This window comes from Erysipelothrix amsterdamensis, assembly GCF_940143175.1.
Taxonomy (GTDB): domain Bacteria; phylum Bacillota_I; class Bacilli_A; order Erysipelotrichales; family Erysipelotrichaceae; genus Erysipelothrix; species Erysipelothrix amsterdamensis.
On record NZ_OW659496.1, the window covers coordinates 1,439,678 to 1,457,408 of the forward strand.

19 protein-coding genes are annotated in these 17,731 nt (G+C 32.0%); 8 read left to right on the forward strand and 11 right to left on the reverse strand.

What is annotated here, in order from left to right; translation table 11 throughout:
- Positions 1 to 61: 61 nt before the first annotated feature.
- Positions 62 to 823, reverse strand: coding sequence for a nucleotidyl transferase AbiEii/AbiGii toxin family protein (locus NMG63_RS06930; RefSeq protein WP_164762400.1), 762 nt, complete (start codon positions 821 to 823; stop codon positions 62 to 64).
- A gap of 83 nt (positions 824 to 906) precedes the next feature.
- A complete protein-coding gene (locus NMG63_RS06935) occupies positions 907 to 1,494 on the reverse strand; it encodes a type IV toxin-antitoxin system AbiEi family antitoxin domain-containing protein (RefSeq protein ID WP_123171198.1) in 588 nt (195 codons plus the stop codon).
- 172 nt (positions 1,495 to 1,666) lie between these two features.
- On the opposite strand from NMG63_RS06935, the gene NMG63_RS06940 reads away from it, so the two are divergent.
- A complete protein-coding gene (locus NMG63_RS06940) occupies positions 1,667 to 1,996 on the forward strand; it encodes an N-terminal phage integrase SAM-like domain-containing protein (RefSeq protein ID WP_254006774.1) in 330 nt (109 codons plus the stop codon).
- 36 nt (positions 1,997 to 2,032) lie between these two features.
- Complete coding sequence (locus NMG63_RS06945) at positions 2,033 to 2,719, forward strand: site-specific integrase (protein WP_254006775.1); 687 nt, start codon at positions 2,033 to 2,035, stop codon at positions 2,717 to 2,719.
- Between the two features lie 1,145 nt (positions 2,720 to 3,864).
- On the opposite strand, the gene NMG63_RS06950 is transcribed toward NMG63_RS06945, so the two are convergent.
- From NMG63_RS06950 to NMG63_RS06970, 5 genes are all read right to left on the reverse strand, one after another.
- Positions 3,865 to 4,140 carry a MazG-like family protein gene (locus tag NMG63_RS06950; RefSeq protein ID WP_254006776.1) on the reverse strand — a complete coding sequence of 92 codons (276 nt, stop codon included), beginning with the start codon at positions 4,138 to 4,140 and terminating at the stop codon, positions 3,865 to 3,867.
- Between the two features lie 68 nt (positions 4,141 to 4,208).
- Positions 4,209 to 4,877 (reverse strand): Crp/Fnr family transcriptional regulator, encoded by a 669-nt coding sequence (locus NMG63_RS06955; protein ID WP_254006777.1) that lies wholly within the window; start codon positions 4,875 to 4,877, stop codon positions 4,209 to 4,211.
- 9 nt (positions 4,878 to 4,886) lie between these two features.
- Positions 4,887 to 5,114 carry a heavy-metal-associated domain-containing protein gene (locus NMG63_RS06960; protein ID WP_254006778.1) on the reverse strand — a complete coding sequence of 76 codons (228 nt, stop codon included), beginning with the start codon at positions 5,112 to 5,114 and terminating at the stop codon, positions 4,887 to 4,889.
- Complete coding sequence (locus NMG63_RS06965) at positions 5,114 to 5,407, reverse strand: iron-sulfur cluster repair di-iron protein, ric (protein ID WP_254006779.1); 294 nt, start codon at positions 5,405 to 5,407, stop codon at positions 5,114 to 5,116. The genes NMG63_RS06960 and NMG63_RS06965 overlap by 1 nt, the downstream gene beginning before the upstream one ends.
- A gap of 65 nt (positions 5,408 to 5,472) precedes the next feature.
- Positions 5,473 to 7,320 carry a heavy metal translocating P-type ATPase gene (locus NMG63_RS06970; RefSeq protein ID WP_254006780.1) on the reverse strand — a complete coding sequence of 616 codons (1,848 nt, stop codon included), beginning with the start codon at positions 7,318 to 7,320 and terminating at the stop codon, positions 5,473 to 5,475.
- A 763-nt stretch (positions 7,321 to 8,083) separates the two neighbouring features.
- On the opposite strand from NMG63_RS06970, the gene NMG63_RS06975 reads away from it, so the two are divergent.
- Positions 8,084 to 8,647, forward strand: a complete 564-nt coding sequence (locus tag NMG63_RS06975) for a hypothetical protein (RefSeq protein ID WP_254006781.1) — start codon at positions 8,084 to 8,086, stop codon at positions 8,645 to 8,647.
- A 120-nt stretch (positions 8,648 to 8,767) separates the two neighbouring features.
- Here the strand turns inward: NMG63_RS06975 and NMG63_RS06980 are convergent, their stop codons facing one another.
- Positions 8,768 to 10,027 (reverse strand): ATP-binding protein, encoded by a 1,260-nt coding sequence (locus NMG63_RS06980; RefSeq protein WP_254006782.1) that lies wholly within the window; start codon positions 10,025 to 10,027, stop codon positions 8,768 to 8,770.
- Between the two features lie 910 nt (positions 10,028 to 10,937).
- Entirely contained in the window at positions 10,938 to 11,402 is a 465-nt protein-coding gene (locus tag NMG63_RS06985) for a hypothetical protein (protein ID WP_254006783.1), read from the reverse strand.
- Positions 11,403 to 11,646: 244 nt separating this feature from the next.
- On the opposite strand from NMG63_RS06985, the gene NMG63_RS09225 reads away from it, so the two are divergent.
- The 5 genes from NMG63_RS09225 (at position 11,647) to NMG63_RS07005 (ending at position 14,697) form a co-directional block, all read left to right on the forward strand.
- Positions 11,647 to 12,036 carry a G5 domain-containing protein gene (locus NMG63_RS09225; RefSeq protein WP_367399276.1) on the forward strand — a complete coding sequence of 130 codons (390 nt, stop codon included), beginning with the start codon at positions 11,647 to 11,649 and terminating at the stop codon, positions 12,034 to 12,036.
- Between the two features lie 331 nt (positions 12,037 to 12,367).
- The gene (locus NMG63_RS06990; RefSeq protein WP_254006784.1) at positions 12,368 to 12,736 is read left to right on the forward strand and encodes a thioester domain-containing protein; all 369 of its coding nucleotides are present in this window, start codon (positions 12,368 to 12,370) and stop codon (positions 12,734 to 12,736) included.
- Positions 12,737 to 13,684: 948 nt separating this feature from the next.
- Positions 13,685 to 13,933 (forward strand): site-specific integrase, encoded by a 249-nt coding sequence (locus NMG63_RS06995; RefSeq protein WP_254006785.1) that lies wholly within the window; start codon positions 13,685 to 13,687, stop codon positions 13,931 to 13,933.
- A 228-nt stretch (positions 13,934 to 14,161) separates the two neighbouring features.
- Positions 14,162 to 14,476, forward strand: coding sequence for a DUF6442 family protein (locus NMG63_RS07000; protein ID WP_254006786.1), 315 nt, complete (start codon positions 14,162 to 14,164; stop codon positions 14,474 to 14,476).
- 2 nt (positions 14,477 to 14,478) lie between these two features.
- Positions 14,479 to 14,697 carry a helix-turn-helix transcriptional regulator gene (locus NMG63_RS07005; RefSeq protein WP_254006787.1) on the forward strand — a complete coding sequence of 73 codons (219 nt, stop codon included), beginning with the start codon at positions 14,479 to 14,481 and terminating at the stop codon, positions 14,695 to 14,697.
- A 315-nt stretch (positions 14,698 to 15,012) separates the two neighbouring features.
- On the opposite strand, the gene guaA is transcribed toward NMG63_RS07005, so the two are convergent.
- Together guaA and guaB are read right to left on the reverse strand one after the other, a co-directional pair.
- Positions 15,013 to 16,545 (reverse strand): glutamine-hydrolyzing GMP synthase, encoded by a 1,533-nt coding sequence (gene guaA / locus NMG63_RS07010; RefSeq protein ID WP_254006788.1) that lies wholly within the window; start codon positions 16,543 to 16,545, stop codon positions 15,013 to 15,015.
- Positions 16,535 to 17,671: an IMP dehydrogenase gene (gene guaB / locus NMG63_RS07015; protein ID WP_216822549.1), complete on the reverse strand. Its 1,137-nt coding sequence runs from the start codon at positions 17,669 to 17,671 to the stop codon at positions 16,535 to 16,537. Before guaB ends, guaA begins: the two co-directional genes overlap by 11 nt.
- Between the last annotated feature and the right edge of the window lie 60 nt (positions 17,672 to 17,731).

Sequence of the window (17,731 nt, forward strand, 5' to 3'; positions counted from 1 at the left end):
TCCGGATATCTTTAAACATAAACAGTCGTACTCTACAATTACATGTAAAGAATTATTAAAATCATTTATCATCTAAGTTAAGTAATTCTAAGATATTACTAATAACTATAAGTATATTTTTAAGCTCTATTTCTCGTGCATATGCATTTTCACTCTGATATCTTTCCCATGATGTAATGATAGTTCTTGAAGTTGATATATCTTCCATTATTTCCGAATAAGCATCAATCTCATCCAAGGAATCTCTATTTGTTCCAGTCGCAATCAACGCCTCTTTAAGATCACTAATATCTACCTTTTCCCATTGTGTATTATAAAGAAGATAGATGTCATAAAAATCTCGTGCTCTGGTATTGGTAACGTTTCTACTCAAAATTGTTTCTAGTTTTTCTGCCAACACAGTTTCAATTGGATAGGAATATATAGAAACTGTTCTTCCTTCAAATGAAAGATAATAATCATATGCTATTTCTCTTGGCGTAATTGCATCGCCTGTTGTAACATCAATTTTTAAAGGTACACGTATTTCTTGATATGTTGCTTCAAGTTTGATTGTATAGTTGCTGTAATCGTCATTCTTTCTTATTGGGTTCAAACCAAGAAATTCAAACTGAATTCCATCGTCTAGTTCGACTTTAATAATATCTTCAATCAATGTTTCCATTGACTCCTCAGTTACTGGATATCCAACAATTGTTGTATCCATATCCATAGTTGTTCGCTCATCAATACCAATCAGTGATGCAACGAGAAGTCCACCCTTTAGCACAATATGGTTACGATATTCAGACAATGATAATCGTTCAATTAGTCTTTCAAACATGAATATCTGTAGTAATTCCTGAGCAGAGATATTCTTCTCCTTTGCTAAATTTCTTAAATAACCTTTTAGTTGTTCTGATGTTCTCATCGTAATACCTCAATGTATTTCATAATTTCATCCTCAATTTTCATAGCCTTTGCGTACTTCATCAATAGTCTAGAATTGATTTTTTTATTACTAAAATATTGGTTTATTGCATCTGAAAATATTTGCGGATCCATTTTATTACGTTCTTTGATAATATCACAAATTGTTCTTTCTAAATCATAACAGCGAACTTCCATGCCTTGAGGTGATTTAATTGCGGTAAGGCCAAGTTCAAATAGTTCATCACTACTATATCTAACATTTATTTTTTTCGTGTCAATTCTATGCACATTGTAACCTTGCTTTACTGTAATTGAGAGCACATTTGGAACTCGATTGGAATAACCGTGAAAAAACAAAGCTGTTCCTAATGAATAGATAAGTTGTGGTGCTTTTAATTGAAATAAATAATATTCATCGATGATTTCATCTTTGAAACAATATACCCCTCTTTTTAATCTAACAAGATCCCCTGACTTTACAAGATCACTCAAAACTTCTTTTCTAATATTGTATTGAGTTACATCTTTAGTATAAATCAAACCATTATTATTTTTTGATATCCATTTAAGTTTATCTATCATTTTATCCCTCACTCCTGTACTAATGTGCTTTAATTATATACTTTTAACGCACGTTAGTACAGATAAAGATATTAATAATACTGAATATCTTATTTTAAAATGGAACCTCAGCTTTAAATAATTAATATATACTTATAAAGTTGCTTTATTATCAACACGTAGAGAATTAATTATGACAGTATATTTAAATGAAGTAAACCAAACATATTTCTGCAACTTTCGTTATAAAAACTATCTTTGTGAACGAAAAGGGAAAACAAAACGAGGTTTCAAAACTTATGATGAAGCACTGAGTTGGGAAATCTTTTTTATGAACGAGAATATGGGATTTGGCGAATTAACATTCAAACGATTATCAAAGATATTTGTCAATGATTCAAAGAACCGTATCATGCAAAGTACCTATTCCAACAAATACAACTATATAAATGCAAGACTATTACCTTTTTTCGGTTGTATGAAAATTGGAGAAATCAAGCCACTTCATGTAAGAGAATGGTAAAACGAAATACTGAAAGAAAAACTTAGTTTAACTTATGTGAAGAATTTAAATGGCACACTTAGTCAGATGATGAAACTTGCGCAACTAATGTTTGATTTACCCGTAAATCTTTGCGACATTGCAAAACCGATTGGCAAGAATATCGTAAGAAGATATCCTATTATTTCTCCATCTGATTTTAAGATGTTACTAAATGCAACTCAAAACAAAGAGTTTAAGCTCATCTTTCAAACATTCTATCTAATTGGATTACGTCTTGGAGAACTACTAGCGCTGACACCACATGATATTAATTTTAAGAACTCAATAATTCATGTAACCAAATCTTTAACAAGGCTTCATGGCATTATAAGAGTATCTGAACCAAAATCAAAAAGTAGTGTTCGTACAGTCACAATTCCAAAATCATTGAACACCCTACTCGAACAATTCGCGAAAGGAATTAATCAAAATGAATTTATATTCAAGATTAATAAAGATGCATTACATAAAGAATTACGTATTTGTTGTGAGAAGATCAACCATTCAAAAATGCGAATCCATGATTTTAGACATTCACATGCATCCTATTTGATTCAAACTTGCACGAATCTATTAGAAGTATCCCGTCGACTTGGTCACAAGAATTTATACACAACACTTAAGACTTATGCACATTACATTCCTGAACTACATAACTCAATACCTAATCGTTTAGAAGAATTATGGAGTAGTTTACAATAGCGAGGGAATAGTAACAAAGTTTTAATACAAATATCAAAATGTCGTTTAAACAAAGGCTATATTGCATGTTAATCTTGGGAATGGTGAGAAAATAATCTCAGTGATGTCATAGTGATGTCAAAAAAATGCATCAATTTGACATCAAAATATTAAAAAAGCCTTTGTTTAAAGGCTTTTTTAACACTGAAAATCATTCCCACTCAGCCACAAGATTTGTCTTTGCATTACCAGCAGTCCCAAACAGAAGGCATTTAGCCACTGTTTTTCCCACCATTCTCCCTATTCCCAAAGTTCCCAGACTTTTTGACATCACTTTGACATCATTAAGTACTTAAATTGCCTATATTACTAAAGATTTATTATATTCACTAATTCACACTATGAAAAAATATTTTTTACCTAGTCTCTAAAGACACAGTTCAATATTGAATTTCAATGTAATCTGTATAAACAACATCAATATTGTATTGTAATTTTGTTGATGATGCATCTCAGAGTCGTTATATCTTACTGCCCCTTTAAGCGAATACCTATTTCTCATATCCAAACTATTCTACTAAATATTCATTGTAAACTTTGGATATTAGAAGTTCCAATGCTTGGCCATTTCCAGCTAACATCTTTTCATACAGTATTAATGATATTACAATCATTTGAAGCATCGATGTATTAGTATTTATTGGATACTCATTTTCACCCCTTTTAAAAAGTATATCCATTAATGAAGACTGATTGTTCAATTAATCAAGGTTCATTCTGCCTTTTTTCATTAACTCTATAAAGGTTGATGTGTTGAATATAAATCGAGCCTTAAAATCATCATTATCCTTTACTCAGTTTTCACTGAAAATAATTGCCGATTCTTCTTCATCAAATTCTTTATAATCAATATCCCAAGAACTTTTAACTCCAGATGTATAGGCATGACCTTGTTGTTCTTAAAAATAATTATCTTTCAATTCTTCATATTTTTTCTTTGCTGAGAACTTTAATTCTTTACTCAGTTTTAAATTCCTTGAGATTGAAAACATTCTCACTTTTTCCATTCTAGAATAATCATTTATTTTAGTTTCATCAATGAATTGTAAAACAATTACTGAAATATTATTTTTATCGTTTTCATTAGATGGATCGGATGGGCTGCACTATAGCGAACTGAAAAGATAAGGAGTAACTGGACTGTCAACAGTCCTTATAAATATTGTCCGTTTTAGTGTTGACATTCCAAACTCTAGATATTTCTTACCATTCTCCTTAGCTTCATCCACTACATATCTTTTCTTATTACGCTCTAACTTCTCTTTAATTATTTCTTCTAAGTCTAAATCTAACTTTTCTGCAAGCATCATTGAATACATGACAATATCTGCAAGTTCATCTTTAGCATTCTCTAGTTCATAATTATCTACATTAAGAACCATATTCAAACAATTATATCATAGTCCGATCTTCTGATTTAGGTATTTTAAAATCTATCCGAGATAGATTTTTAAAAATCAATTAAATCTTCTAATGCATCCTCATTAATAATTGTGATAATTCTATTATTTCGCGATAAATATCTTTCATCTTCTAAAAGTTTAAATTTACGAGATAGCGTTTCTGGTGTCGTCCCTAAAAATGCCGCAAGTTCCTTCATAAGAAGAGGAAGTTTGAATGTCAGACTATTTTGACTTTTACTTAAATTAATAAGATATGTCGCAAGCCTTTCCTCTACTTTTTCCATCACTAAGAATTGTGCTTGTTGTTCAGCCGAAACAGATTTTTGAGCATTTATCTCTAACAGTTTCAAGCTAAGTTGAGGATGTTCTAAAAGAATATTCTGAAAATCTTCTTGTCTTAAAACACATAACTCAGTTTTTTCTAAGGCTTCTCCAAAGAGAATGTCATTCTTAGCCCCAAACAATTGGTTCTCACCTTCATATCCACCTGGCTCTACAACTCTAAGCAGTTGTTCCTTTCCATTAGAAGATAGTTGGTAAACTTTCATATTACCTTTCGCAACGATGATAAGTTCTGAGTCACTGTATGGTGAAAATATTGTCTCACCTTTATCCACAATTACATGCTCGGCAATCTCATTAATCTTTTTTTGATCATCAAGATCTAAATGATTAAACAGTGGAACTAATGTTACACATAAATGTTCATGACTCATAATATACACTTACCTTTCTTTTGCGCTAATTACTTCATATCCTACACTCTCAATAGCTTTTTGGATTTCATCTAAATTTGTTTTTGTTTCATCAAACTCTGTTTTTAACTTACTTGCGTTAAACATAACTTTAGTCTTATCTTCATTAACACCATCAACACGCTTAACGGCACCTTCTATTTTCTGCATGCATGTTGGACATGCTAATTGTTCTAATTGTAAAATCGCTTGTTTCATTATACTGTTCTCCCTTCATTATACAATCTATTTGCTTCCTTCAACAAGTGATATGTTTTTTCATAAGTACCGCAAACATCATTTGGAATCTCATAATTGTTTGTAATTCTTTTGAGAGTTTCAAATTCATAATCAATATCTTTTATATCAACATCAATCTTATATTGTATTTTTACATACAACTCTCTTACAGCCTTTACTTCAGGATGTGCGTCAGCATGAGTTTTTGTAAGTGCTGAAGTAAATAAATCTAAATCTTCTTTGTGGTCGTTCATATAGTCTTTAATTGTCATTGTAACCCTTCTTTCTATCTCTATCCTAAGCAATCTATTGAATTAATAACTTGATATCTATCAATTTATCCTCTTTTCTTATATGCAAGAAGTCTCATACCATTCAAAATCACAACTAAGATACTTGCTTCATGGACTAACATACCAATACTCATGTTCATCCAATTACTAAATAATAAACTTGTGATTAGAATGAGTACTACCCCTACTGCGATTAAGATATTTTCCTTCATGTTTAATACTGTTTTCTTACTTAAAGTATATGCGTAAGATAACTTATCAAGTTGTGATCCTATCAATACAACATCAGATGTTTCAATCGCAACATCAGTACCACTACCTACTGCGATACCAATATCAGCTAACGCAAGCGATGGACTATCATTAATACCATCTCCTACAAAGGCAATCTTATGATTCTTACTTTGTAGATCTTTTATGTAATCAGACTTATCTTGAGGAAGCATATTACCATATGCCTCAGTTAATTCCAATTCTTTAGATACAACATCAACACTTCCTTGATTATCTCCGGATAACATTATCAAGTTCTTAATACCTAAACCTCTTAGTTCATTTAAGGTTTCTAATACACCATCTTTAATTTGATCCTTTATCCCAATCATTGTCACAAGTTTCCCATCAATACTCATTAATACGATTGAGTTTCCTTCATTTTCTAATGTATTTAATTCACTTAATTGTTTTTCAGTGAAGTTAACATGTGGTTCAAGTAGTGAGTAGTTTCCAACGAGAACCTCTTTATCCTCACACATAGATTTAATACCTTTCCCCTTAATAACTTCTGTATTAGAAATATCTTTTTGTTCGTATTCTCCAATATATCTTAAGATTGATTTACCTAGAGGGTGATCCGACTCACTCTCAATACTTGCGAGAATGTTTAGAACTTCTATATCTTCAGAATATTTAATTAATTTGGATACTTCTGGCTTCCCTTTTGTAAGTGTTCCTGTCTTATCGAAAATAAAAGTATTCACCTTAGTGAAATCATGAATCACTTCACTTCCCTTTAACAGAATTCCATTACGGGCACCATTTCCAATACCAGAGACATTTGATACAGGAACTCCTATTACAAGCGCCCCAGGACACCCTAGAACGAGTATCGTCACAGATAGCTCTACATCTTTAGTTATAAGATATATAACAAAGGCTAAAATGAGAACTAGAGGTGTGTAGTACTTTGAAAATTTATCAATAAATCGTTCAGTATCACTTTTCGTATCTTGTGCTTCTTCTACGAGTTCAATAATCTTCCCAAAGGTTGTATCTTCTCCTACCTTATCCGCAATAATTTGCAATGTACCGTTATCTAAGATTGTCCCTGCATAAACATAATCATCCCTTTCTTTTGAAATTGGCTTTGACTCTCCTGTGATACTCGATTCATCGATATATCCCTCACCACTTATTACTCTTCCATCAACGGGAACTCTTGATCCAGTCTTGATGAGCAATACATCATCAACATCAACAAAATCAATGTCCACTTCTTCAAAAGAACCATCGTCTTGTCTTACTAACGCAGTATTTGGAACAAGTTCAGTTAATTCTTTGATCGCTGATCTTGTTTGGGCAATTGTTCTTTGTTCAAGATAAGACCCAAATAAAAACAAGAAAGTTACAATCGAAGATTCTTCGTAGTTTCCAATTACAAATGCCCCAAACACAGCAATAGATACCAATAACTCAATACTGACAACTCTTACTCTCAACGCTGAAATTGCCTGAAATAGTATTGGAATAAGACCAAGTATCGATGCAACAATCAACAAATACTCAGAAATCCTTTCATTTAGAAATATAGAATATATAATAAAAGATACCGTAATAAAAATTCCACTTATAAAGGTAATCCGATTTTTATTTTTAAATACATACTTTTGCATAAATCTTCCCTCCACTAGACTTACTATATCAAGAAGTTCCTTTACTTAACTTGATAGGTATCAAGTTAAGTAAAGAGGAGGACTTATGTATAAGAAAGCTAAAAAATATTTTTTAATTTTCCCAATAATGCTATTGCTTCTAGCATAAATTCCTTTTCTAACGAAGAAAAAGTTGATCTTGACAAAATTAGTGAACTCGCTAAGGGATATAAACTTGCTGAAAATGAGAATGTCAAAGTAAAACTAAGGGATACTTTTCCTCTATTTCCCAGAATAGACAAGAGAAAATACCACTTAACAGTAGGTTCTAATGTCTTAACATAGGCGAGCTGTTGCTACTCCAATGGAATAGTATTACATAAATACTTATGTTATGATTATTTATAAAAAGGGGGGAAATGAAAACACAGAAATACTCTTTATATGCAATAATATTAATTACATTGTTTGCTCTTTACTTTTTACTCACGACACCTAATAATCAAATATTGTATGATATCTCCTTAGGTTTAATATCCGGTAATATTGTTGCAATTACATTAATTCTTATTGAATACTTCAATGAACGAAAACAAGTACTATCCTCTTTCTATGAACTAGCAACTTCTATTACAAGTAATATTGGGAATAATATTAAACATACAAACTAGTACCTGATTTTAGAGAATGTTTTATAAATGATGATATAAATAATACAGATCTGCATGAGATTGTTGGAACATACATCAGTTGTCCCAAAAACCTAAAATCACTTGAAAAGATAATGGACTCTTTTATTAAAGTCTCAACCCTTGCTACAATTGAATTAGGAGATCTTTTTAACGAATATCACACTTTGAAGCCTGTTAGAGAAGTAAATGACTGTGTAAGAAAGCAACTATATAATTCTTTTAATGAAATTAGGAACTTTCTTGAAGAAATATTTATACTAAGCTTTCATTTTAAAACCGAACTTGAATCAGATTCGATAAACTATGAAAATATTGTATACCGATTATTAGAGTTTACAAAAGATAAATATGATTTCGAAAATAAAGATGATTGTACTATTTTTTATACTAAATTTAAATTTGATTTAGATCAACCTGTTAACAAAATCCATCAAATCTTGAATTCAAATTTTGATGCTATACTATTGATAAATACATTTTATGACATCACTTTGACATCTCTCACCTCTGTTTTCCCTCCATTCTCAGAATGGACAAGAGAAAAACCCACTAAACAGTGGGTTTTCGTTTTTTCACTTAGCCAAAATGTTACTACTCCCACTCAGCAACAACATTTGTCTCTGCATTCCTTGCGGTCCCAAATAGAGGGCATTTAGCCACTGTTTTTTCCCAAGATTCCCCCTATTCCCGTGGTTCCCATACTTTTTGACATCATTTTGACATACTGATTCAATTTTGTGAATAGAGGCTTGTTTTTATTCGTATTATTCTCTGTCTTATCTTGCTTTATATTTCGTTCCTCTTCCAGAGCCGATTTTTTCAACGTGGCCTTTTTCGATTAGCCCCTTCAGTAAATTCAAAACTTTATCTTTTCCGAAACCAGTCAAATCAGAAATTTCGCTACTTGACAATATGAATCCATTAGCTAGTCTATCAAACACCTTTTCTTCATCAAATGTGAATTTATCTAGTTTGGTCTCTGTTGGTAAAATAGTAACAATGCTATTTTCACTAACATCAAAGAAAGGCTGATTTTGGATATTGTAATATGACTTTTTAATTCTTAAAATTCCTGTTCCAAACTTTTCTATAATATCAAGCCTAAAAAACACATTTGCAATTATTGGATTTCTAAGCATAGATATATAGCCACTTATATATTCTTCCTTTGTAAGACCTACCGGTAATCCTCCAGGTGAATAGATTTCTATCCTATCATCATACATAGCTATTCTAATGTGAGAACTGATATCCCAACTTCTATGAACGAAAGCATTAGCCACTGTCTCTCGAAACGCCTCTAGGGGGATTAGAAATTTTGTTTCTCTTTTCATTCCCACTATTTGTTCTATTTTATAATATCGAGAAAAGACTTCCTCTGCTTCTTTTAACTGCTTCAAAATAGAGATATTAGATATCGTTGTTCTATACTCAATCTCATTAATACTACTTCCAAATTTTACAATATCAATGCCTGGAAAATTATTGTTATCCGCCAACAACGATGCTGCATTATTATAAATTGAGTTCTTATTAATTAATCCCAGAGTCCTTAAAATATCTGCCTCTTTGGAATCTTTTGAAATTGATAACTGCTGACCTAACTCATGTAATAGAAAGTGAAAAGTTAAATCTTGTTTTTTAGCCGGAAGTTCTTCGAAATATAAATTCTCACCTATCAACGCTAGTCTTCTCAATTCAATCTGATCGACCTCAATGGTGGAAGTCCCATTTCTCTTATATGCTTTACCTTTATAAAAATATGGTTTAAATAGTCCTTCTTTAATTGTTAATGTAATTACATTTGTTTTTCTATCAATACTAAATAAATAATCTGGTTTAGGCTTAATAGAGTCATTAATAGTATTCTCAATATCTAAACAGGATTTATCTGGATCAACAAGACCTACCGCTTCCCCAGCATCAGTCACTCCAAAGAGTATCTTTCCTCCACCATAATTAGCAAAGGCAGCTACAGTTTTTAAAAATGTTTTATTAACTATTTCTTTAAATTCTAATTTTTTACTTTCTTTCATAATCATCACCTCGCATATATTATAGCACAAAACCGACGCAAATATTTGCGTCGGTTTTACATCGGTTACGTCGGTTTTGATTAATATCTTGAAGATAAAGTAAATCTTAATCTTCCTATTACCACTCCCACTCAGCCACGTGATTTGTCTCCCTAGTCCCTACAGTCCCAAATAGCGGAGATCTGACCGCTGATTTTCCCAGTATTCCCATGGTGCCTAGACTTTTTGAAATCACACAACAAGTAAATAATAATCAAGAAATAATTTAGAAAAGATTCAAAATTAAACTGATTTATTTGTTTCAAAAAAAACAACCTCTCCACAGTTCAAACATTAATCGCTGAGGATCAATTGACGAAACTGTATTGCATCAATTAGATTAATTGTAGTAATTTTTGAAACGCAGATTCATCGTGAATATCTTTCTGTTTTATTCACTATCTTTTAATATTAGCATATGAATTATTAATTCAGTTATAAAACTTTTACTTTCAAAATTACAATAATCACAGTCCAAAAAACAGATCTATGGCACTTTCTAGACTACTAAGAACTATTCTTAATATTATTCTTTTTGATCTCTTTCCCAAGTTTCGGCCTCATTGCGATTTGGAAACCTTTGAAACACCTGTCATTAAGCCATTCTCCTATTAACTGCTCTTATAGTAAATTTAGTTATCTCTAGTTTTTGAAAAAAAGTATTTAGAGTCCCGAAGCAATCGCTGTTCTTAGATTTCGACATTACTTTTACATCATTTATACTATTTTTAGACGAGTTACGCTAATTATTAATAAGTAAGCTATTAAGTATCTATATCCATTTGTTTAAAAGTATTGATTCGAATTGATCGACCTTTTATGTTTAAATACAATAGATATTTAGGAAAGTTCTTAGTACACATATTCTAATTCAATCAATGTTGTCTCTCAATGCATTAATAAAGAGTTCATACAACTGACCTCTATCTTTATCATCACTCTGTAAAAAATCATTTAATGCTTCTAACACTACATCGTCAAAATAAAGTTTCACTTTATTTGACTCATTGATTAAGAGTCGTCTAATATCCTCTTCTTGTTTCCAATAGTATGCGCTAGAGTAATCAATTAGATTTAGTGAGATAGTCGTTCTGATTTTATAAAGTTCATTTTTCTTCATATTTCTATGTTCAAGAAATTTAGAAAAATATCCACCAATAAAGACTGTAATAATCAGAGTAATTAGTGCTTGTATCACTGTGTTTTCTGAAAAGTCTTTATCGGATAATTTTAGTACCAAGTCATAAAACAAGTAACAAATATATGCTATCAGACCAAACCCAAATATGACCGCAAAAATACTATAGATATAATAACCTTTTTTATTCTCTTTCATTATATCCCTCCTTCAATTATATTAACATAGGTTGAAAAATAATTATAAGTTCAGCTAGAATTATGCTATGCAGATATTTTATTTATTAACCACTAATTGAGTATTAATTAATGATTTCAATTATTTTTATCGTACCTATGTTTCGTGTTTTCATTATCATATACATATTTTGTTCAATTACTTTTTCAACAAAATACCTAATGGTATTTCACCTTCTAACTAAAACAAGAAGCATGTTAATACTATTTACACAAAAACAGAAACTTACTTAGAAACAATCAGTTATAAAACGGAACAACAAGATGATTCAACTTTAGATAAAGGACTAACTAAAATTAAAAAGATAGACAATGATGAACAGCGCAAGATAGTCGTTGAAAAAACCTATAACAATAAACAAGCAATTAATAGAAAAATAATCAATGATACTGTAGTTACTGAACCTGTTAATGAAATTATTATTGTGCGTACAAAAGAAAAAGATATAACACTAACATATCTATGCCCCGCGAGTTATGACAGAAACAAAGCATGTGATGATACAGTTTATAACTCAGATTTAGACGCTGCTTATTTAGTAATAAAAGCTTGCGACTTATCAATTTGCCAAAATGAAGGACATAATGTTGGATGACAAAAAGTCAACGGAAAGTTCGTTGCTAGATGGAGTTGCCACGCAATTCTGCATAATGACATATCACTTAGTCAATGGGAATATGTTTTATACTTATACGATGATGACGAAATACCATTAAAATAGAAAAACTAAATATTTAAATAAAAGGTACATTAAAAGTGTATTTTTTTTATTGGAACAGGAGGAAGAAAGAATTAACTCGAAGATTAGATCACCCTAAATTAATGAAATAACAATACAATTCAAATATAAGGAGGCAATTAAAAATGAATTTGAATCCAATTAAATAATTTAAAAAGAAATCAATATTACTTGCAGCGGTTTTTGAATGATACTTACAGTATTTAACTTAAGAACGATTACTGCAAATGCATCAACTGTAGATATGGTTGTTGGTAGAGATTATTATGTTACCTATGATTTTGAAAGAACTTCCAACCATCCTAAGTATCACCCCTCTTATAAATACTATGACTGGCATTGGGGAGATTTAAGTGTTGGCGGACAAATTGTATATTGCTTAGATCCTGAAACAAAGATTCCTAGTCCTAATGGCTATACAGCATCAAACTGGAATAATTATACCAAAGCACAACAAGAACGAATGATTTTAATTGCTAACTATGGTGCTGGGTATAATGGTGAAAATAGTGCTAAAATGCGTTTTGCGACTCAGCTTCTTATCTGGGAAGAGTAGGATAAAAAGTAAAGAACTTACGTGCTTATAGTGGAAGCATATTTGATATTTCAAATGAAATTTCACTTATCAACAGTCGCGTTGCAAGTCATACTGCTCGACCTTCATTTCATAACACAACAAGAAAAGTAAAGATTGGAGAGACATTTTCTTTTACTGACTCAAGACTTTAAAGATATTGTGTCAACATTTTTATAATATTTTAAAAAACGTCAAGGGTAAACTCATCAATTCACTTAAAATAGGTCATAAGTTTTCAATTAGCAAAACACCTTTTATTTCTATGTTTTCAAGACTTTTGACATCTTTTTAACATCACAAAGATCTTATTCTTAAAAAAAGACCTCAATTTTTAATTGAAGTTATCTATCTTGTGACTTTTGATGATATATACAATAAATTGCAATAACTCGCAGAGAATAAAATACTTGGTATGAAGATTAGAGATACACATGTTCGTTCTATCAATTCACGATTAATAGCATTATTGAATCATGCTGAAAAATATTATAATCTCCAAAACAACCCTTGTAAAAGAGTTAGATGTATTGGATTTTAACATTAATCTAATATGAACTTTTGGACTAAAAATAAATTTCATAGTTTATCAATCAAGATGATGAATCTGAATGGATATATTGTAACGTTTTATTTTATACCGGACTTAGGGTCTGTGAACTTATTGCTATAAGACTTAGGGACATTGATTTTGTTAGAGGCCGCTTAGATATCAATGAACTAGTTCAGTATATTAACCGTAATTACATATTTACAAAACCCAAGACAAAAAAGGAGAACTTATTGTTACATTACTTATTTTCTTGGTTGATAAAATAAATCGTTGATAGATACTATACTATTGATTTAGATGAACAAGTATTTGTTACGGATTAAGGTAGACTAGCCAACTCTTAAAAGACTATTCTGAAAAAACGGTGTAAAAAGAATTTGAATTCGTACCTTCGACACCCTCACGCACCATTATTAATTGAGCAACGAATACAACCTAATTTGATTCAAGAAAGGCTAGGACATGAAAAAATCGAAACATCCTTAGACACTTATTCTTATCTTTTCCTTAATAAACAGTATCATCTTGCTGACTTCTTTATTACGTTAGCCTTGTCTGAAACTAACGAAGTAATTAATACTGATGGAAGTACTCATGATAATCTGATGATTGGAACAACATCGTAAATTAAACAATAAACTCTTTTGATGAATATTGACCTATTTCAATCATTAAATGGATGTGAATATGTATTTCCAATATCTTTTATATCTACTTTCAATGAAAAATTAATAGTATAAAGCCGTTTTAGTAACATATATAATGTAAAGTACCCAAGACTTTATGACAAGGATACTTTACATTATGTACTGTTAATGGTATTATAGACATATGATAAATAAGGAGGTTTAAATATGAAAAATAATATATTGGAAAAGGCTCAAAATGAAAACAGAGATGAAAGAGAAGAAATGATAAAAACAAAAGCTTTTCACATTGGATGGATATCTGTTTCTCTTGTAATGTTAATATTGATATTTATAAGAGGAGTTCATAATGAGTCTGCTAATGACATAATGATGATATTTATGGCACAAACTAGTGCGGTGTTGTTTTATCAATACGTAAGTATCCCTACTAAAAAATCATATTTATTATTTGGGATTATAGCGCTCATAGGATTTTTACTTGCTTTCGCATCTTTACTATCATCTTATATGGTTTACTAAGTATGAAAAAAGATAATGATAATTTGATACTTAAAAATTACTTAAAGGTAGCTAGAGCAGAGAAAAATATTACTCAAGAAGAACTAGCAAGACTAGTTGGAGTTTCACGACAAACCATAAGTTCAATTGAAACAACTCAATTTTATCCCTCTGCCAAATTAGCTTTAATTATCTGTATCGCCTTAGACAAAAAGTTTGAAGAATTATTTTACTTTGATTGATTATAGTTTTGAATGTTGATCATTTTTAAGTTCGTATTTTTGATTATCTATCATAATTTCTCATTAAAAAATAATTAATATTTTTAATTATATTTAAACTTCTCTTTAAAAAATATTCAACTACAAAGTCAAAATTTGGATAAAAAGCAATCAAAATTGATTGCTTTTATTACCGTTAAGGGTGTCTGATTCTACGGCTTCGTTTTGACATCACTTTGACATCACTCAAGCTCTTTTTCCCACCATTCCCATAATAGACAAGAGAAAAACCCACTAAACAGTGGGTTTTTGTTTTTTAAGTTAGCCAAAATTTTCCTACTCCCACTCAATTGTTGCTGGTGGTTTTGAAGTACAATCATAGACGATGCGGTTAATTCCTTGAACCTCATTTACGATACGAACTGAGATTTTTTGGAGAATATCCCATGGGATACGTGCAAAGTCTGCACTCATTCCATCAATTGATGTTACGGCACGGATTGCAAGTGTGTAATCATAAGTACGTTGATCACCCATGACACCTACACTTCTTAAGTTTGTTAGTACGGTAAAGTATTGCCAGATTTCACGGTCAAGACCGGCTTTCGCAATTTCTTCACGGAGAATGTAATCACTCTCTTGTACAATTTTAATTTTTTCTTCATCGACAGCACCAAGAATACGGATTGCGATTCCAGGTCCTGGGAATGGTTGACGGTGAACGATATGTTCTGGTAAACCAAGAACAAGTCCTAATTTACGCACTTCATCTTTGAAAAGTGTATCAAGTGGCTCAATCAATTTGAAGTCCATATCTTCAGGTAATCCACCAACGTTATGGTGTGATTTAATTGTTTGAGCGGTCTTTGTTCCTGATTCAATAACATCAGTATATAAAGTCCCTTGTGCTAACCATTTTGCATCGCGAAGTTTTTTTGTTTCATCTTCGAATACGTAAATAAATTCGTTACCGATAATTTTACGTTTCTTCTCAGGGTCATCAACGCCTGCAAGTTTGTCTAAGAAACGACGTTGTGCATCAACTTTAATTAAATTCATCTTAAAGTGATCTTGGAATACTTCCACTACACTGTCTGCTTCCCCTTTACGGAGTAGACCATGGTCTACAAAGATACATGTGAGTTGATCACCGATTGCATGGTGTAAAAGTGCTGCAACAACAGCAGAGTCAACACCACCTGAAAGCGCACAGATAACATGTTCGTTACCTACTTTTTCACGGATAATTGCAGTTTGTTCTTCAACAAAATGCTCCATATCCCATCCTGCTTCAGCTTTACATACGTTGAATACAAAGTTTTCTAACATTTCAATACCGTTTTCAGTATTGCGTACTTCAGTATGGAATTGGATTCCATATTGTTTCTTTTCATCATTACCCATCATAACGATGTCTGTATTTTCTGATGAAGCATATACATCAAATCCAGCAGGAACTGCTTTAACTTGATCGCCATGGCTCATCCAAACATTATATGATTCTGGTAATCCTTGAGTAATTGGGTTGTCTTGTTTTACTTCAATCGGTGCTAAGCCGTATTCACGTTTTGAATGTGATTCAACTTTACCACCATTTTGATGTGCCATGAGTTGCATACCATAGCATACACCTAAAATTGGTAATCCAAGTTCAAAAATTTCTTGATCAATGTGATATGCATTATCTGCATACACTGAGTTGGGTCCACCGGATAAAACGATACCAGCGATATCTTTATCTGCGCGGATTTCTTCAGCTGTAATCTCATTATCTAATAATTCACTGTATACGCCTAAATCACGAATACGACGAACAATTAACTGATTATACTGTGACCCAAAGTCTAAAACAATAATCTTATTTGCCATGATAATTTGGTGCCTCCTTCACGTTGTCAACATCGTGAGGGTGACTTTCACGAAGTCCTGCGCCTGTGATTTTCACAAACTGCGCTTTTTGGTGCATTTCTTCAATCGTTCCGCAACCACAGTAACCCATTCCAGAACGTAATCCACCAAGCATTTGATAAATAACATCACGAATTGATCCTTTAAAAGGAACCGTCGCTTCAATACCTTCTGGCACAAGCTTCTTCAATTCAGAAACGCCACCTTGGAAATAACGATCACTTGAACCACGTTGCATCGCACTTAATGATCCCATTCCAACATAACCTTTAACCTTTTTACCAAATACTTCCATTACTTCTCCAGGTGTTTCTTCAGTACCCGCAAGTAACCCACCTAGCATAACACAACTTCCACCGGCTGCAAGTGCCTTTGCAATATCCCCGGATAGTTTAATACCACCGTCGGCAATAACACCCACACCATATTGGCGTGCTACAGAGTAAACATCGTTTACAGCAGTCAATTGGGGAACCCCAACACCTGCTACAACACGTGTTGTACAGATTGATCCAGGACCAACACCAACTTTAATAACGTTAGCACCCGCATAGATTAGATCTGTTGCTCCCTGTGCAGTAACAATATTACCACCAACAATATCTAATTCTGGGAATTCGGCACGAATCATACGCACAGTGTCAATAACACCTTGTGAGTGTCCATGAGCACTATCAACCGCAACGATATCCACACCTGCTTCAACAAGTGCACGTACACGTTCTAATGATGATTCGCCAACGCCAACTGCAGCACCTACACGTAGGCGTCCTTGTGGGTCGATGTTTGCATCCTCGAATGATGATTCAACTTCAGTTTCTTTAACGGCTTTAATCATTGCAGCTTGAGCTTCAACGGGCATGTTTTTGTGCACAAATCCCATACCGCCCAATTTCGCAAGCATGATTGCCATGGCATCTTCAGTAACAGTGTCCATTGCAGCTGAAACAATAGGGATGTTCAGTGTAATTTTATCCGTTAGACGCGTTTGTAATTTAACTTGAGCTGGCACAACTTCTGACTTTGCAGGAACTAAAAGCAAGTCATCGAATGTGTAAGCTTCTTTAATTACTTTACCATTCATCATATTCATCTACCTCCATAAACTTATGGTATATTATACATAAAAGAACGCTAATATGAAAGC

Bases quoted from the DNA above. Each gene is read 5' to 3' on its own strand.
- guaA (WP_254006788.1), bottom strand. From the start codon at position 16,545: ATGGCAAATAAGATTATTGTTTTAGACTTTGGGTCACAGTATAATCAG.
- guaB (WP_216822549.1), bottom strand. From the start codon at position 17,671: ATGATGAATGGTAAAGTAATTAAAGAAGCTTACACATTCGATGACTTG.
- NMG63_RS07005 (WP_254006787.1), top strand. From the start codon at position 14,479: ATGAAAAAAGATAATGATAATTTGATACTTAAAAATTACTTAAAGGTA.
- NMG63_RS06960 (WP_254006778.1), bottom strand. From the start codon at position 5,114: ATGAAACAAGCGATTTTACAATTAGAACAATTAGCATGTCCAACATGC.
- NMG63_RS06935 (WP_123171198.1), bottom strand. From the start codon at position 1,494: ATGATAGATAAACTTAAATGGATATCAAAAAATAATAATGGTTTGATT.
- NMG63_RS06985 (WP_254006783.1), bottom strand. From the start codon at position 11,402: ATGAAAGAGAATAAAAAAGGTTATTATATCTATAGTATTTTTGCGGTC.
- NMG63_RS06950 (WP_254006776.1), bottom strand. From the start codon at position 4,140: ATGGTTCTTAATGTAGATAATTATGAACTAGAGAATGCTAAAGATGAA.
- NMG63_RS07000 (WP_254006786.1), top strand. From the start codon at position 14,162: ATGAAAAATAATATATTGGAAAAGGCTCAAAATGAAAACAGAGATGAA.
- NMG63_RS06980 (WP_254006782.1), bottom strand. From the start codon at position 10,027: ATGAAAGAAAGTAAAAAATTAGAATTTAAAGAAATAGTTAATAAAACA.
- NMG63_RS06990 (WP_254006784.1), top strand. From the start codon at position 12,368: ATGATACTTACAGTATTTAACTTAAGAACGATTACTGCAAATGCATCA.
- NMG63_RS06975 (WP_254006781.1), top strand. From the start codon at position 8,084: ATGGACTCTTTTATTAAAGTCTCAACCCTTGCTACAATTGAATTAGGA.
- NMG63_RS06965 (WP_254006779.1), bottom strand. From the start codon at position 5,407: ATGACAATTAAAGACTATATGAACGACCACAAAGAAGATTTAGATTTA.
- NMG63_RS06940 (WP_254006774.1), top strand. From the start codon at position 1,667: ATGACAGTATATTTAAATGAAGTAAACCAAACATATTTCTGCAACTTT.
- NMG63_RS06930 (WP_164762400.1), bottom strand. From the start codon at position 823: ATGTTTGAAAGACTAATTGAACGATTATCATTGTCTGAATATCGTAAC.
- NMG63_RS06970 (WP_254006780.1), bottom strand. From the start codon at position 7,320: ATGCAAAAGTATGTATTTAAAAATAAAAATCGGATTACCTTTATAAGT.
- NMG63_RS06955 (WP_254006777.1), bottom strand. From the start codon at position 4,877: ATGAGTCATGAACATTTATGTGTAACATTAGTTCCACTGTTTAATCAT.